Raw genomic sequence first — 15409 nt, 5'->3', positions numbered from 1 at the left:
TAATGTTTCTTGAGAAAACTGTAGGCGTTTATGGGCGGGTGGATACATGACGGAGGTTTGCGATTTTTCGGTGCAATCGCATGATTTTTAATTGTCCTTATTCGAGGGCTTTCGTCGGCATTGAAAAATTGCAGAAAGCATGGATGTCTGATGAGGAATTGTTCGCTGATGTTGCCGAACATCAGGCGAAATGGCTGCGTGGGGCAGGCGTTCTTCGTGGTCGGTGCCGAGCTGTGAGCCTTGTCAGGCGGACGATACCCGGCCACACAACATCAGGCTGCATGCACTTGAAACGTTTTCATTTGCCGATACGCATTTCCGGGCCATGTGTATTTGCTCTAAGAGACGGTTTCATAAAGACTGGTCGGCCCGCCGAAGGGTATTCCAGTCTTTATGAAACCGTCTCTTAGGCTTCGCACCCAGCGTGCTAGTCAACGCCTTCGCGTTATACCCGTATGCCGGGCGGGCTTCGAGCTCGCCCAGATCAGAGGCTGGAATGTCGTTGATCGTATCGACAACGCTGAATAGCCAACATGGGGTCATTTCTGGGAGGGAGGGTGAAATCCTGCACTGGCCTCCGGGATCTCACATACAAACGGAACACACGGGCCGCACAAACCTTTCATTCATGGTCGGCGCTCCTTGGCCATCGGGGTCGTGAACGCGAGTACAGCATCCAGGAACTTTTGCCGGTCTGGCGTTGGTTGAAGATGTACGTAATGGGAGACGCCTGGAATCACGACGAGTTCGGCGGAAGCAGCGTGGGTCAGATGTGCCAGCATGGTTTGCCCATCGACCGGGCGGGACCAGAAATCGTTTCCCGAGCGCAAAATCAACACGTGTGATGTAATAAACGAGGCATCGAAGATCTGCCGGCCATTGACCATCTTCAGCGTGTCCTCGAACGGTCCCGACGGGTACCTGAAACTGGCGGGTTTGCGAGTATTCGATGTCTTGTCCCCCTCCATGCAGAGCGCCATATAGCGGTCGAGGAAGGCGGCATTGATACCCTCCTGTCGCCAGCGAGCGGCCAGATCCTCGGCAGTTGAGAGCTGATAGGCACCTAGTCGCCTGTAGTCCAATTCGGACGGTTTCTGAGAATCACCGAACTCCTTTTGCAGGCCCCATCCACCGGCGGGGCCACCGTAGGCCCCGTTGTAATAGATGAGGTAACTGATCTGGTCGGGATAGAGAGAGGCATAGTGGCCGAGCCATTGCGATCCCGTGGCCCAGCCCATAGCGGCCAGGCGCCTGTCACCCGGGTTCTCCCGTTTGATTTCCGCGACCACGGCGGCAATGTCGCGTACCGCTTCATTTGAACGCACGGCAACCGGCACATCGAAGCGTCCGCCTTCCATCTCCCTGGGAAATTCGGAGCGACCGAAACCCCGAACATCCATCATATAGACGTGATGTCCTGCCTTGGCCAGCTCTTCGGCTGCGGAGGAGCCGGGCGCATTCACATCCCAGCTTGCCAGCACGCCTGGGCGCCCACCATTGACTAACAGCATGGGACCTCGATCGGACGATGCCTCGGTATCGCGAAGGTCGCGCACGAAAATCCTCAATCCATCTGCGCTCGCAACCGTAAAATCGCGACGCACGATTTTCGCCGTCGCCGGTTGGGATGTTACGACAGCGAAACTCAGGCCGGCCGCGAGAGCGAAATTGCGAATTCTCATGATGCTACCGTTAGCGTAAGGAGTGGCTAAAAGGTAGCATCACGTCTCTCATGGATCGATAATCTATCTGAAGAGTTCTGATATCTTCATGATATGGAACTTCGCCACCTTCGACACTTTCTCGCCGTTGCCGATGAATTGCATATGGGCCGCGCGGCCCTGCTCCTTGGCATGGCGCAGCCTCCGCTCAGCCAGTCGATCGCACGCCTGGAAAAGGAACTCGGCGTCCGGCTGTTTGATCGCGCGAATCGACGCCTTACGCTGACGCGGGCGGGTGCTGCCTTTATCGACGAGGCACGCGCCGCTGTTGTGCATGCCGACGCCGCGTTCGCCATCGCGAGATCCGCGGAGCATGGAGTGGCTGGCATCGTCAAAATTGGCTTCGATTCAGCGGCGCTTTACCAGCACCTGCCTCAGCGCCTGGCGCGGCTTAGGCGGGTACTTCCTGACGTACGGCCCAAACTCCTCGAGCTCTCGACCAACGATCAACTGGACGCCCTCTCGAACGGGGCGATCGACATCGGTTTTGCCCATCCCCCGTTTGGAACGGGCGAACGTCTCGATGTCATGGAGTTCCCGGCCGAGGAGACTATCGCCGTGCTGCCGGATAGCGGAGAAACCACCGAGGTTAGCCTGGCGCAGATCGCCGCATTCGGATTGATTCTATTCCCGGCTGCCCAGGGGCCGGTGCTGCATGCTCGTATCATGGACAGCTTCACGCATGCAGGCATCGAGGTACAGATCGTTCAGGAAGCAAGGCGGGCGATGACCATGCTGTCGCTGGTTTCAGCTGGCATGGGTGCGGCACTGCTGCCGCGATCGATCCGACGCATTGCCTTCGAGGGCGTTCGCTACGCAGAGGTTATCGATACCCCTCTACCGACCTGGTCTCTCGCCATGATTGCCAGGCACAGGCCTCAACCATCGGTGGTCCGCCGCGTTTGGCAAATGTTCTCCGAAGGGTATTCGCCGCATAAAACAGTGTCCGATCTAGGGTCATAGGCAATGCGCGCATTCGTTTCGAGCGCCGTGCCGACATTCACGGCGCGTTCCTCAAACTCGGTTGCTGCCTGATCTGCTGGAATACCGTTCGGCGGGCCGACCAGTCTTTATGAAACCGTCTCTAAAGAAGATCGTTCGCGGATTATTGCAAAGTGGCGAATTCCCGGATCGAAGCGATGACGTGTGAGTCGCGCATCGAACGTGTCGCTGAATAACTGTCGAGACGCGTGGGGGTGACCGATACGTGTCAATTGGCGCAAACAATATCGATTGGATAACGTGGCCCGGAAGAGGCCGGGCAGTTTTCCCGATCCGGAAACACGGGAACGGATTGATGTGCGCGGGGCCGTGAATCGTCGGCGCCGCCCCGTTCGCCGCCGTGTAACGGCCTTGTCGCGCCTCATTGTCCACTAATTGGAGACGGAAAATCGCTTTTTGAATGTTTTATGACTCACGTGGAGACAGTAGACTTCATCCCGTACTTCGCCAGAACCGATCCGAAGCGCGCCGGGAACGGCGCGACCGGACGCGGATTCTTCGGCGGCGGGCCGGCCGGCCCGCTGTCCGATCGTGCGAGGAGTGATCCGTTGCCAGCCTGGCTCGCCGATTCGGCGTGCATCGGCAGCGGATGCATCAAACCGTCAATTCAAGGGTGATTGCTATGCGTTACATTTCGCTGGAGTCGAAGAAGGACGAGCTGCTGCTGGCGGCTCGCGTACTGATGATGATCCTGTTCGTGCTGTTCGGCTGGCAGAAGCTGAGCGGCTTCTCGGGCACGGTCGCGTACATGGCGTCGACGGGGAACCCGGCGCCCGAGCTGGCGGCTGCGATCGCGGTGGCGGTCGAGCTGGCCGGCGGCGCGCTGATCGCGATCGGCTTCTACACGCGTCCGCTCGCGCTGGTATTCGCCGCCTATACGCTCGCGACCGCGCTGATCGGCCATCGCTACTGGGCGCTGCAGGGAATGGACCAGTACATGGCGATGATCAACTTCTACAAGAACGTGAGCATCATCGGCGGATTGCTGTTGCTCGCGCTGACCGGGCCGGGGCGCTATTCGTTCGACCGGAAGTAAAGTACTGCGAAGTTTCTGTTCGGTGTGACGGGCCCGGTGCGCGGATGTGCGCCGGGCCTTGTTTTTTGGGGTGACAGGTGAAGCGCCGGTGGTTCCGGGGATTGCATGGCATAAAGTGGCTCCTTGGCCATCAGTTCATGCGTCACACACAAAGTCCCGGATAGGCTCTCGTGTACCTTTTCCGCTATCCTCGGCATGACCGCAGCCAGAACGCCGAACGCGACCTCGCGCTTCCCCGCGTAACCCGAATCGCCGCCCATGCCAAACCCAACTTCGTCGACCGAACTCCCGACCGTCCTCCTCATCGGCGCCTCCGGCCTGCTCGGCCGTGCGGTTGCCGCGTCCCTGGCCCGCGAATCGTCGCTTAAGTTGCTCGCGACCATTCGGAACCCGCAAAGCGCAGGCGTAAAAATGCTTGCATTGCCATCGGAAAACATCGCGCAACTCGACGCGCTCGACCAGCCGCCCCTCGAACGCCTCTTCGCAACCCGCAAGCCCGCCGCCGTCATCATCTGCGCAGCCGAACGTCGCCCCGACGTCTGCGAACGCGATCCGGCCGCAGCACGCGCGATCAACGTCGACGCACCGGCCCGCATCGGCGCGCTTGCCGCGCGATACGGCGCGTGGACACTTGGCATCTCCACCGACTACGTATTCGACGGCAAGTCCGCTCCTTACCGTGAAGACGCTGCCCCGAATCCGCTGAACATCTACGGCCGCACGAAGCTGGACGGCGAAGCGGCACTCCTCGCCGCGTCGCCGCTGTCATGCGTGCTGCGCCTGCCGTTGCTGTACGGCCCGATCGCCGACTGGAGCGAATCGGCCGTCACGAGCCTCGTCCCGGCGATCGTCGCGTCCGCGCGCCCGGGTGCCGACGCGGTCGGCATGGACGCATGGGCGATCCGCTACCCGACCTACACACCGGACGTCGCGCAAGTCATCCGCGACCTGACGCTGCGTCATCTCGCCGGCGCGTCCATCACCGGCATCCGTCATTGGTCGGGCGAGGAGCCGATGACGAAGTACGACATCGCGCGGCGAATCGCGGCCGCGCTCGGCATCGAAGCATCGCTCACGCCGATCGACCAGCCGACCGACACGACGCCGCGTCCGCACGACTGCCATCTGGACGCATCGCGCGTGCGCGAACTCGGGATCGATTACGCGACGCCGTTCGATACCGCGTTGCGCACCGTGCTGCGCGATGCGCCACGGGGGCTGTAGGATCGCTCGTCATCCGCGGCCTGCACCGCATGCCCGACGCCGGCCGGCCGATTCGACGGACATGCGGATCGCAGGTCCCGAGCAGTTCCCGATCGCCCACCCAGGAGCCGGGCCATGCAACCGAAATGACTCGAAGACTCCGTCGAACTCGCGCGCACGCAACTGCGGGAAGCGTCGCCGGTGCTGGAGAACAACCTCGGGATCACGACCGGCCGCACGCTCTCGGCGACGTTCTTTCCCGACCGGTACGACGACGGTTGCGCGCGCAGGTTTCTTCACGCCGACATGCTGATCGTCCATTCGAGCCCGCACACGCGGCTGCCGATCGATCGCGACCGCTTCGACTGGCTTGTCGGTCGCGCGCGAGGTCCGGGTGCCCGTCAGCGCGCGACGATGTCGCGGCGTTCGTCACGCAAGCCGCGCCGGTCCGGCGGAAGTTCATCGAGATGACGGAGCCGGTGGTCGCGCGCTCGATGGCGTTCCGGTTCTCGCCGCCCGTCACGGGGCTCGAAGTGATCGAACAGGCCGGCACCGAGATCACGCGCGACGGCGACGACGTGATCGCCACGCCGTCCGACAATTGCGTGATCGTGCAGCCGTCGATGCGCCATCTCGGCGTGCACGTCACGATGATGCGGCTGGGGCGTCTGCTCGACCGCTGATCGCGAACCGCGAACTGTTTTCGCGGCGCGCACCGGCGCCGGTCTGCCGCCGGGTTTGACATCCCGCATTCCCGGCCAGTAAAGTCGCAACGCGGGCCGGTGGGTCAAGCACACGCCCGGAACAGGCAACCGATGTTCCAGGACTACGGGGCTACCCCGTGGATGAGCTCGACACCCCGATGCGTCGCAAGAGCGGACGTTGCGCGTTGCGTAACGGCGGCTCTCGCAGCACCAGTCACGTTGACTCATCGTCCCGCCCATCGATTTCCATGCACGCTTCCCTGTTCGATACCGTCCGTACGATTGCCGAGGCGATGCTGGCCGGATCGCCCGAACGCGACGGCGTCATCGCCCGGATGACGGCCGTGCTCGGTGCTGCGCCGCCGTGGACGCACGAAGTCGCGGATGCCGCACTCACGCGCTTCGGCGCGACCTGGGCCGACGTCGGCATCGACGCGCTGGCGGCGGTGCTGGCCGATGCGCCGGGATTCGTGCGCGCATGGTACGGCGACGATCGACCGGCCGTGATCCGCGTCGTGCGGCGGCCGCCGGTCCAGCGGCCATTGCCGGCGCCGCTCGCCGGCTGCGACGTGCCGCAATGGGCGACGCCCGGCGATCTCGCAGGCTGGCTCGGCGTGAGCGTGCCGGAGCTCGACTGGCTGTCCGACCACTGGCGCATCGACGCGCGCGGCAGCGCAACGCCGCGGCATCACTACACGTACGTTGCGGTCGACAAGCGCAGCGGCGGGTGCCGCGTGGTCGAGATCCCGAAGGGACGGCTGCGCGAAGCGCAGCGCCGCATCCTGCACGAGCTGCTCGATCGCATTGCGCCGCACGGCGCGGTACACGGCTTTCGCAAGGGGCACGGGATCGTGTCGTTTGCGGCGCCGCACGCGGATCGCGACGTGGTCGTCCGCTTCGATCTCGCGGATTTTTTCGTGTCGGTGCGTGCCGCACGGGTCCATGCGCTGTTCGTCACGCTCGGGTATCCGGCCGAAGTCGCTCGCACCCTTACCGGACTGTGCACCAACCGCGTGCCGTCGGCGCGGCTGCTCGCGCCGGACCTGCGCGACCGGTTCGACTGGATCGCCCGTCAGCGCTACCGCAACCGGCATCTGCCGCAGGGCGCGCCGACGTCGCCGGCGCTGGCGAACCTGGGCGCATTCCGGTTCGACATGCGGCTCGCGGCGCTCGCGCGTTCGCTCGATGCGACCTACACGCGCTATGCCGACGATCTCGCGTTTTCGGGGGGCGGCCTGCTTGCGCGCGACGTCGAGCGGCTGCAGGTCAGGGTTGCCGCGATCGCGCTCGAGGAAGGCTTCGCGCTGCAATTGCGCAAGACCCGCGTGATGCGGCGCGGCACGCGACAGCAACTGGCCGGCGTGGTCGTCAACCGTCATCCGAATCTGGCGCGCGATGAGTTCGATCTCCTGAAGGCCATCCTGACCAACTGCATCCGGAGCGGACCGGTGTCGCAGAATCGCGACGCGCATCCGGATTTTCGCGCGCATCTTGCCGGACGCGTCGCGCATGCGGCCGCGCTGAACGCGGCGCGCGGCGCGAAGCTGCGCACGCTGTTCGACCGGATCGTGTGGGACGCTGACGGCGTCGGCCGGTAAGGCGCCCGGGCAGGCATCGGCTTCTGCCGGGAAACGGCACGTCGTCACCCGCATCACTCAGCCGGGCCTCGCAACGTTGAACGGAACCTGAACGCATCGATGGCCGAGCGCACCGGTCTTGCCCGGCCTGATGACATCCGCGTCCTGCGATGTTGTCGGGAAAGGGCCGGGCGTAGAATCCATCGATCTCGCGGAAGCGACCGCCTTGTCACAGGACCCGATATGGAAATCAAGTGGATCGAGGACTTCATCGCCCTCTCGCAGTATCAGAGCTTCTCGCGGGCGGCGCAATTTCGGAACGTCACCCAGTCGGGGTTCAGCAGGCGCATTCAGTCGCTCGAGCAGTGGGTTGGCGCGGATCTCATCGACCGCAGCAGCTTCCCCCCGACGCTGACGCCTGCCGGACAACTGTTTCGGGAAGCAGCGGTAGACATACTGGGAAAGCTGTTCGATACGCGAGCCATCATTCGCAATGACCAACGCATGGCGGGCAAAGGCTTGCGGATTGCGGCGGGTCATACGATCGCGCTAGGTTTCTTGCCCGGCTGGTTGAAAGCGCTCACCGGCCGTTTTGGGGATGTACGTGCCCGGGTGATCCCCACCAATGTCCACGACTCGATCCTGATGCTCGTGAACGGCAACTGTGAGCTGATGTTTGCCTATCATCACCCGGAGCTTCCCCTCCATCTCGACCCGACCAGGTACGAGCATCTCGCCGTGGGCGTCGATGTACTGATGCCTGTCTGCCGGCCAAATCCGCGTGGTGCGCCCGCATTCCGGTTGCCAGGAACGGCGACCCATGCATTGCCGTTGATTTCGTATACGGAAACCAGCTATTTCGGCCGCTGCCTCGCACTCCTGTTGAGTCGAGTCGATACGAGCCCGGCCTTGCGACTGCATTACGAGTCCGACATGGCGGAGGTTGTCAAGAAACTGGTGCTGGAAGGCGAAGGCGTCGCGTGGCTTCCGAAGAGCTCGATTGTCGCCGAACTCGACGCGAGCGAACTGGTTCCGGCGGGGCGGGACGCATGGAATCTCGAAATCGAACTTCGCGTCTACCGCGATGCATCGAATCGCAATGAGTTTTTGGACACGCTTTGGCGCCATCTTCGTGCCGCGTCGCCGGTCGCCGATTAGGGGTTATCCCGCGTTATGTGAGGTTCGCATATCCCCATGCAGGACCCGCATCGAGCTTTTTTTGATCGTCTCTATCATCCGTCCCATACACAGAAACGTCGCCCGCTGACGACGTTTTTGCCTCCTGCCAGCGTACAGCGGTCACGTCAGACCTTGTGCGCATTCCTCGGACTGATGGAAATGAAAAATCGCCTGACTTTATATATTCTGGCTGGCATGGTGCTCGGCGTCGTCGTCGGTTACGTGTGCCATCGGAGTGTCGCCGGTGCTGCAGAAGCCAAGACAATCGCAGGGTACTTCTCGATCATCACGGATATCTTCCTGCGCCTCGTGAAGATGATTATCGCGCCGCTCGTCTTCGCCACTCTGGTGTCCGGGCTCGCCGGCATGGAAGGAACGAGCGACGTGCGCAGAATCGGGTTCAGGTCGGTGGGATGGTTCGTGTGCGCGTCGCTTTTCTCGCTCGCGCTTGGCCTCGTCCTTGCGAATGCGCTGCAGCCCGGCGCGGGTCTGCATATGACGCAGACCAGTTCCGATGTGGCAACCGGTCTCAACACCGCGGGCCTGAATTTCAAGGACTTCGTCACGCATGCGTTTCCTTCCAGCATCATCGATGCGATGGCTCGAAATGACATCCTGCAAATCCTGGTCTTTTCCGTCCTGTTCGGCGTCGTTCTGAGTGCCATCAAAAAGGATCCGCGTGTCACACCGCTGATCGCCGGCATCGATGCGCTCGTCCCTGCAATGCTGAAGCTGACCGACTATGTGATGCGGCTCGCTCCCGTCGGTGTATTCGGCGCCCTCGCATCCGCGATCACGGTGAACGGCCTGGATGTGCTGACCACGTACGGCAAGCTCGTCGGCAGCTTCTACGTCGGTCTCGTCCTGCTGTGGGTCGCCCTCGTCGCCGTCGGTCACGTCTTTTTGGGAAAATCGATCTGGAAGTTGCTGCGAGCTGTCCGTGAACCCGCGATGCTCGCCTTTTCGACCGCGAGCAGCGAGGCCGCTTATCCGCGTCTGACCGAGAAGCTTGAGGCGTTCGGTATCGACAAGAAGGTCGTCGGTTTTACGTTGCCGCTCGGCTACGCGTTCAATCTCGACGGATCGATGATGTACCAGGCGTTTGCCGCGATTTTTATCGCGCAGGCATTCGGCATCGACATGCCGATCGGCACGCAAATCGTGATGTTGCTCGTCCTGATGTTGAGCAGCAAGGGAATGGCCGGCGTCGCAAGAGGTTCCGTGGTGGTGGTCGCCGCAGTTGCACCGATGTTTCATCTGCCGCCGTCCGGCGTGGTGCTGATTCTCGCCATCGATCAGATTCTCGATATGGGGCGAACCGCCACGAACGTGATTGGCAACAGTATCTCGACGGCCGTCATTGCCAAGTGGGAGTTGAAGCGGCTCGCCAGGCAGAACGATGGAGAGAACAGCGTTGCCTTGGGCCAATTGCAGGGCGAAACGAAATGATCGGCGCAAGCGTGCTGAGCGGGAAAAAGTTCGGCGTGGTGGGCGGCCTGGGTCCACTGGCAAGCGCGGATGTCTTTTTCAAGCTCGTCAAATCGACGCCTGCATCGAGCGATGCGGAACACGTCGACGTCATTTTCGAGCAGCATCCCTTTCGAGGGGCCGCCAGTGGTGGCGAAGCGACGACTCAACGGAAGCTGTACATTTTCGACATGATCCGCGGCTTCGAGAAGCGCGGCGTGACGACCGTGGTACTCCCGTGCTTCATCAGTCACACGTTTATCGATGAACTGAAGGCCAACTCGCCGTTGCAGATCGTCGATATGGTGGAAGCCGTTCGCAGCCATGTTCGAAGGAAGTTTCCGGCTGCCCGGCGAATCGGCGTGTTGACCTCGGACTACTCCCGTCGAAAAGGGCTCTTTGAAAAGTATTTCGCGGCGCCGGAATTCGAGGTTATTTACCCCCGCCCACGTGACGGTATCGATCTCGTCACCGAAGCTGTCTACGGCGCCGACGGCGTCAAGAGCGGCAACCTGTGTGGCCGGCCTGTCGCGCTGCTGCGCGACGCGTGCGAGGACCTCATCGAGCAAGGCGCAAATATCATTGTGCCGGGCCTGACGGAAATTGCGCTCGTGGCAGAGGAAATGGGCCCGTTTCGCGTGCCGCTGATCGATTCGAATCTTGCATACGCGCAGTACGTGATAGCGGGCAATTACGGTTTGCCCGAATCCATTTTCAAAGTGGGTGTAGTCGGTGGCGTCGGGCCGGCGGCGACGGTGGACTTCATGCAGAAGATCGTACGCAACACGCCGGCCAATTGCGACCAGGACCATATCAGGCTTCTGATCGAACAGAATCCCCAGATTCCCGACCGCACGGAAAACCTTGTCGGTGACGGACCCGACCCGACCATTTCGCTTTACGCGACCTGCAAGAAGCTCGAGTCGGGCGACGCGGACATCATCGCCATTCCATGTAATACCGCCCATGCATTTGTCGAACGCATTCAGCCGTATCTGGGCATCCCGATCGTCAATATGCTGACCGTTACGGTTCGCCATCTCCGGGAGAGGTTTCCGCTGATTTCCTGCGTTGGCGTGCTGGCAACCTCGGGGACGATCGCAAGCAACGTCTACGAGAAAGCCCTGGAATCGGAAGGGTTGCGGCAAATCGTGCCTGGGGTGGAATTGCAGGCACGGGTGATGGAAGCGATCTACGGCATGGAAGGGGTGAAAGCGGGATTTACCACCGGACGTTGCATCGACGATATCTCCGCTGCCATTGACGGGCTCATTGCGGAAGGCGTCGAAGTCATCGTCCTGGGATGTACCGAACTGCCGCTGTTACTGCCGCAGAGCAGCTTCGTGGGAAGGACAGGCACACGGGTCAGTCTTGTCGATCCGACCGATGTTCTCGCACGGCAATGCGTCGCCCTGGCGACCGCGGCAGCGGAGCGGCCGGTTACCCGGTCAGCAGGCCGACCCGATCAGTCTCGCTGACTGACGCGGCAGACACAGCGAACGTAGGGTACGGATGTTCGGCGGTCATATTGGGCAGCCACGTGGGTCAATCGACCTTCGCCGAACATAACGAATGGAACGTGGACCCGGTATAAAAGTAGTACTGCGTAATGACATTGACAGGCGACGTCATTCCTTGTGCTGTCAAATCCCTTCAGGAGACTGAATATGAAGATCAAGACTACCCTTCGGCAAGCCGGCTGTCTGCGCAGGTCGCGCACAACGGTTGCCGCTGCGCTTCTCGTATGCGCCTGTTCCTTGAGCGGCGCTGGCGTGTGGGCTGCGGATACAACACCGGAAAACGCGACAGCCCCTGCGGCGGCAAGTCCGGCAGCCGGATCGGCGCGGATCCTTGTCCTTGCAACCGGCGGCACCATTGCCGGCACAGTCGATCCGCGTTCAGCTATTGGCTACAACTCGGGAAACGTCAAGGGCCAGGAACTGGTTCGGGCGGTTCCGGGCATTGAAAAACTCGCAAGCATCAGGTCCGAGCAGATATCCAATGTCGGGTCGCAGGATATGAGCGACGAGATCTGGTTCCGGCTTGCGCACCGGATCCAGGAGGCTTTCGATCGAAACGAGGCAGATGGCATCGTGATCACCCACGGCACGGACACGATGGAAGAAACGGCATTCTTTCTGCATAACGTTGTGCACTCGGACAAGCCGGTGGTACTTGTAGGGTCGATGCGGCCGGGCGGATCGACCAGCGCGGATGGCCCCAACAATCTTTACGAAGCGGTGGAAGTGGCGGCAAGTCCGAAATCGCGAGGTAGAGGTGTGATGGTGGTGATGAACGACCAGATTCACGCGCCGCGCTGGATTACGAAGACCAACACGACTGCCGTGCAGACGTTTGCTTCGCCGAACGCAGGTGTGATCGGCTATGTCGATCCGGCAAGCATTCGTTTCGTTGCGCCTGCGCTTGCATCGACACGCGACGCTTTTGGCTTGCCGGCGAATGGCCGCCTGCCGCGCGTGGAAATCGTCTATGCGCATAGCAACATGGACGGCGTCCAGATCGACCATGCCATTGCCGATGGCGCGAAGGGCATCGTGCTGGCGGGCGAGGGCGATGGAGATGCGTCCAGGGAAGCGCTGGATGCCCTCGACCGGGCCGCGAAGAAGGGGATCGTGGTGGTCCGCTCGACGCGTGTGATGTCCGGATTCGTCAACAGGAACGTGGAGGTCGAAGACGACAAGCGCGGCTTCGTCGTCGCGCTTGATCTGAATCCGCAAAAGGCGCGGTTGCTGACTCAGTTACTCATCGCAAACGGCGTAACGAACCCCGGCAAGGTCCAGCAGGCCTTCTCCGGCACCTTTTGATTGCGGCTCGTGCGCGCTGTTCAACGGCGTCCGACGCTGAACGGGCAGCGCAAACCATGAAGGAGGGGAGCGGCGTGGCGATTTCACGGAAACCGCCATGCCATGTGCGTGAATTGACGCGAATCACGAAAAACTGGCATTGCGATCGCGTCATATTTTCTCGTCCTCAAGGTTCAAGGGCGTCTTCAACCCCAATCAACCCCGTTTCCGCTCGAGGAGCATGTCCATGGCTGCCGAAAATTCCTTTAGAACCGAACATGATCTGCTTGGCGATCGTGAAGTTCCCGCTGACGCCTACTATGGCGTTCACACGCTACGCGCGCTGGAAAATTTTCCGATAACCGGTTCACCGATCTCTGTCTACCCGGAGTTGATCAAGGCACTGGCTTGCATCAAACAGGCTGCCGCGCTGGCGAATCACGAGCTGGGTCTGCTCGACACGGCGCGATGTGACGCGATCGTCGGTGCCTGCGCCGAATTGCTGGGAGGCAAGCTGCATGATCAGTTTGTGGTCGACGTGATCCAGGGGGGCGCCGGGACCTCGACCAACATGAACGCCAACGAGGTCATCGCCAACCGCGCGCTCGAACTGTTAGGGAAGAAGAAGGGCGAATACCAGTATTTGCATCCGAACGAGCAGGTCAACATTGGCCAGAGCACCAACGATGTGTACCCGTCGGCCCTGAAAGTCGCGACCTGGTTCGGTATCCTGAGTCTCATCGAGGCAATGGAGATTTTGCGGCATGCTTTTGAAGCCAAGGCGCTGGAGTTCAAGGACGTGCTGAAAATGGGGCGTACGCAATTGCAGGATGCGGTGCCGATGACGCTCGGTCAGGAGTTCGGCACCTACGCCGTGATGCTTGGAGAGGATGAAGAACGGCTTCGAGAGGCGGCGCTGCTGATCTGCGAAATCAACATGGGCGCGACGGCGATCGGAACGGGCATTACCGCGCACCCCGATTACGCACCGCTCGTCCTGAAGCATCTCCAGAAGATTACGGGTATTCCGCTGATCACGGCACCCAACCTCGTCGAGGCGACGCAGGACTGTGGCGCTTTCGTTCAGTTGTCCGGCGTGCTCAAGCGCGTGGCAGTGAAGCTCTCGAAAACCTGCAACGACTTGCGTCTGCTCTCCAGCGGCCCACGCGCGGGTCTGGGAGAGATCAACCTCCCGCCCATGCAGGCTGGCTCGAGCATCATGCCGGGAAAGGTCAACCCGGTTATCCCCGAGGTAGTGAACCAGATTGCATTCGAGGTCATCGGCAACGATGTCACCGTGAGTTTCGCGGCCGAGGCCGGACAGCTCCAGTTGAATGCGTTCGAGCCGATCATTGCGCACAGCCTGTTCAAGAGTGTGACCCACTTGCGCAATGGCTGCTTGACACTCGCCGAGCGGTGTGTCAAGGGAATCACGGCCAACGCGGAGCGCTTGCGCGCGTCGGTCGAGAACTCGATCGGCATCGTGACGGCGCTCAATCCGTACATCGGCTATGCCAACGCGACCTCCGTCGCGATGGAGGCACATGCGTCGGGCGGCCGAGTCTATGACATCGTGCTCGAGCGGGGGCTGTTGTCCAGGCAGCAACTCGACGAGATCCTCAAGCCGGAGGTACTCACGCAGCCCACGCTGCTTCATATCCCGCCGACACGGTAAGCGATCTGACCGTATGAAGTGCCTGGTGTCGAGCCGGGTTGAATCCGCATCCGAAACGCACCATATGAGCCAGGCGCGCCCCCCCGTCAGGGGGCGCTACAGGTCCGTCAGGTCATGCGCTCGCAGACCCTGTGCGACCCGACCCGCAATGGGGGTGTGTTCATCCCGCTTACCGGGCCACGATGGCTGACATTCGCACTCGTCCAGTGGAGCGGCCTCTTGAGTCTCAAGACACGCGGCACCTCTTGAAATGCGAGGTAGTCTTGTGACTGGTTTTAAGCCCAGGCAAATCGTGAAAAGCATCGAAGATCTGTCCAAGCGGCCGGGACGCGTATCGGTGCGTCTTGGGAGTGAGGAAACTGTAAGGGGGAGTTCGTAGGCGAAGCGGGTTGCCCGGGGTGATCCTTGCCCCGATTTACTGGCTTCGAGGCACCGAAATATCGCAGCCTTTGTTCAATCCATATGGGAGCCAGCAGATTTTCTGAAGGATGATCATATAGTCGATTGATTATAAGGAAAATATTCTTTTGGTCACCTTGTGCTTTACTTCGTGCCGTTTGGCCAAACCATGCTTTTTCGCATCAAGGACAAACCGCCGGCAGGCCTGGCCTGACGGATAGGTCATGCGTTATTTTCAGGACACTTCGTGCTTGAAGGCACAACGTCGCAGAGCCGCGTCGCACATGCGGCCGCGCTGAACGCGGCGCCGCGCGCTGTTCGACCGGATCGCGTGGGACGCCCACGCCGTCGACCGGTAAGCCGCCGGGCCGGCCTTGACCTCGGCCGGCAAACGTCGCGCCGGTCAGGCTCCGGCCTGCAACTCCTGCAACTCCTGCAACGCGATGCCGAGCACTGCTATCATTCGCGCCATGCCGCGCCAGTGCCATGGTGCGGCGCATAACTTGCCGCAGCCGTTCGCCGTGCATTCGCATGCGGCGTGCCGCGCGTTGCCGGCCCGTTCCGTGTCTGTTTTTGACGCGCGACGTCGTTTAGTGCGCGTCGCGCAAACCATGCCGGCTCGGGCAGACGATTCACCAATAT

Annotated in this window: 11 protein-coding genes and 1 pseudogene; 11 read left to right on the top strand and 1 reads right to left on the bottom strand. The window is 61.3% G+C overall.

What is annotated here, in order from left to right; genetic code table 11:
- Positions 1 to 626 precede the first annotated feature (626 nt).
- On the bottom strand, positions 627 to 1682 hold the full coding sequence (locus tag JYG32_RS37255) for an alpha/beta hydrolase (protein ID WP_213267718.1): 1056 nt from the start codon (positions 1680 to 1682) through the stop codon (positions 627 to 629).
- A gap of 93 nt (positions 1683 to 1775) precedes the next feature.
- Here JYG32_RS37255 and JYG32_RS37250 point away from each other — a divergent pair, with 93 nt between their 5' ends.
- The 11 genes and pseudogenes from JYG32_RS37250 to aspA all read left to right on the top strand — a co-directional run bounded on the left by JYG32_RS37250 (position 1776) and on the right by aspA (position 14368).
- Positions 1776 to 2684, top strand: a complete 909-nt coding sequence (locus JYG32_RS37250; protein WP_213267717.1) for a LysR family transcriptional regulator — start codon at positions 1776 to 1778, stop codon at positions 2682 to 2684.
- An 8-nt stretch (positions 2685 to 2692) separates the two neighbouring features.
- Positions 2693 to 2797, top strand: a pseudogene (locus tag JYG32_RS37245) (IS5/IS1182 family transposase); the annotation flags it as partial.
- A gap of 548 nt (positions 2798 to 3345) precedes the next feature.
- A complete protein-coding gene (locus JYG32_RS37240; RefSeq protein WP_047904525.1) occupies positions 3346 to 3759 on the top strand; it encodes a DoxX family protein in 414 nt (137 codons plus the stop codon).
- Between the two features lie 258 nt (positions 3760 to 4017).
- Positions 4018 to 4983: a dTDP-4-dehydrorhamnose reductase family protein gene (locus tag JYG32_RS37235; RefSeq protein WP_213267716.1), complete on the top strand. Its 966-nt coding sequence runs from the start codon at positions 4018 to 4020 to the stop codon at positions 4981 to 4983.
- Positions 4984 to 5429: 446 nt separating this feature from the next.
- Positions 5430 to 5645 carry a hypothetical protein gene (locus tag JYG32_RS37230; protein ID WP_249744916.1) on the top strand — a complete coding sequence of 72 codons (216 nt, stop codon included), beginning with the start codon at positions 5430 to 5432 and terminating at the stop codon, positions 5643 to 5645.
- A gap of 269 nt (positions 5646 to 5914) precedes the next feature.
- Complete coding sequence (locus JYG32_RS37225; RefSeq protein ID WP_249744915.1) at positions 5915 to 7264, top strand: reverse transcriptase family protein; 1350 nt, start codon at positions 5915 to 5917, stop codon at positions 7262 to 7264.
- A 222-nt stretch (positions 7265 to 7486) separates the two neighbouring features.
- Positions 7487 to 8401 (top strand): LysR substrate-binding domain-containing protein, encoded by a 915-nt coding sequence (locus JYG32_RS37220; RefSeq protein ID WP_175963913.1) that lies wholly within the window; start codon positions 7487 to 7489, stop codon positions 8399 to 8401.
- A gap of 180 nt (positions 8402 to 8581) precedes the next feature.
- On the top strand, positions 8582 to 9871 hold the full coding sequence (locus tag JYG32_RS37215) for a dicarboxylate/amino acid:cation symporter (RefSeq protein ID WP_213267714.1): 1290 nt from the start codon (positions 8582 to 8584) through the stop codon (positions 9869 to 9871).
- Complete coding sequence (locus tag JYG32_RS37210; protein WP_213267713.1) at positions 9868 to 11367, top strand: aspartate/glutamate racemase family protein; 1500 nt, start codon at positions 9868 to 9870, stop codon at positions 11365 to 11367. The genes JYG32_RS37215 and JYG32_RS37210 overlap by 4 nt, the downstream gene beginning before the upstream one ends.
- 189 nt (positions 11368 to 11556) lie before the next feature.
- Positions 11557 to 12714, top strand: a complete 1158-nt coding sequence (locus JYG32_RS37205) for an asparaginase (RefSeq protein WP_213267712.1) — start codon at positions 11557 to 11559, stop codon at positions 12712 to 12714.
- A gap of 226 nt (positions 12715 to 12940) precedes the next feature.
- Positions 12941 to 14368 carry an aspartate ammonia-lyase gene (gene aspA / locus JYG32_RS37200; protein ID WP_213267711.1) on the top strand — a complete coding sequence of 476 codons (1428 nt, stop codon included), beginning with the start codon at positions 12941 to 12943 and terminating at the stop codon, positions 14366 to 14368.
- Positions 14369 to 15409 lie beyond the last annotated feature (1041 nt).

Source organism: Burkholderia pyrrocinia (genome assembly GCF_018417535.1).
Classification (GTDB): Bacteria; Pseudomonadota; Gammaproteobacteria; order Burkholderiales; family Burkholderiaceae; genus Burkholderia; species Burkholderia pyrrocinia_E.
The sequence above is the reverse complement of the archived record's forward strand: the minus strand, read 5'-3'. Positions and strand labels throughout refer to the sequence as shown.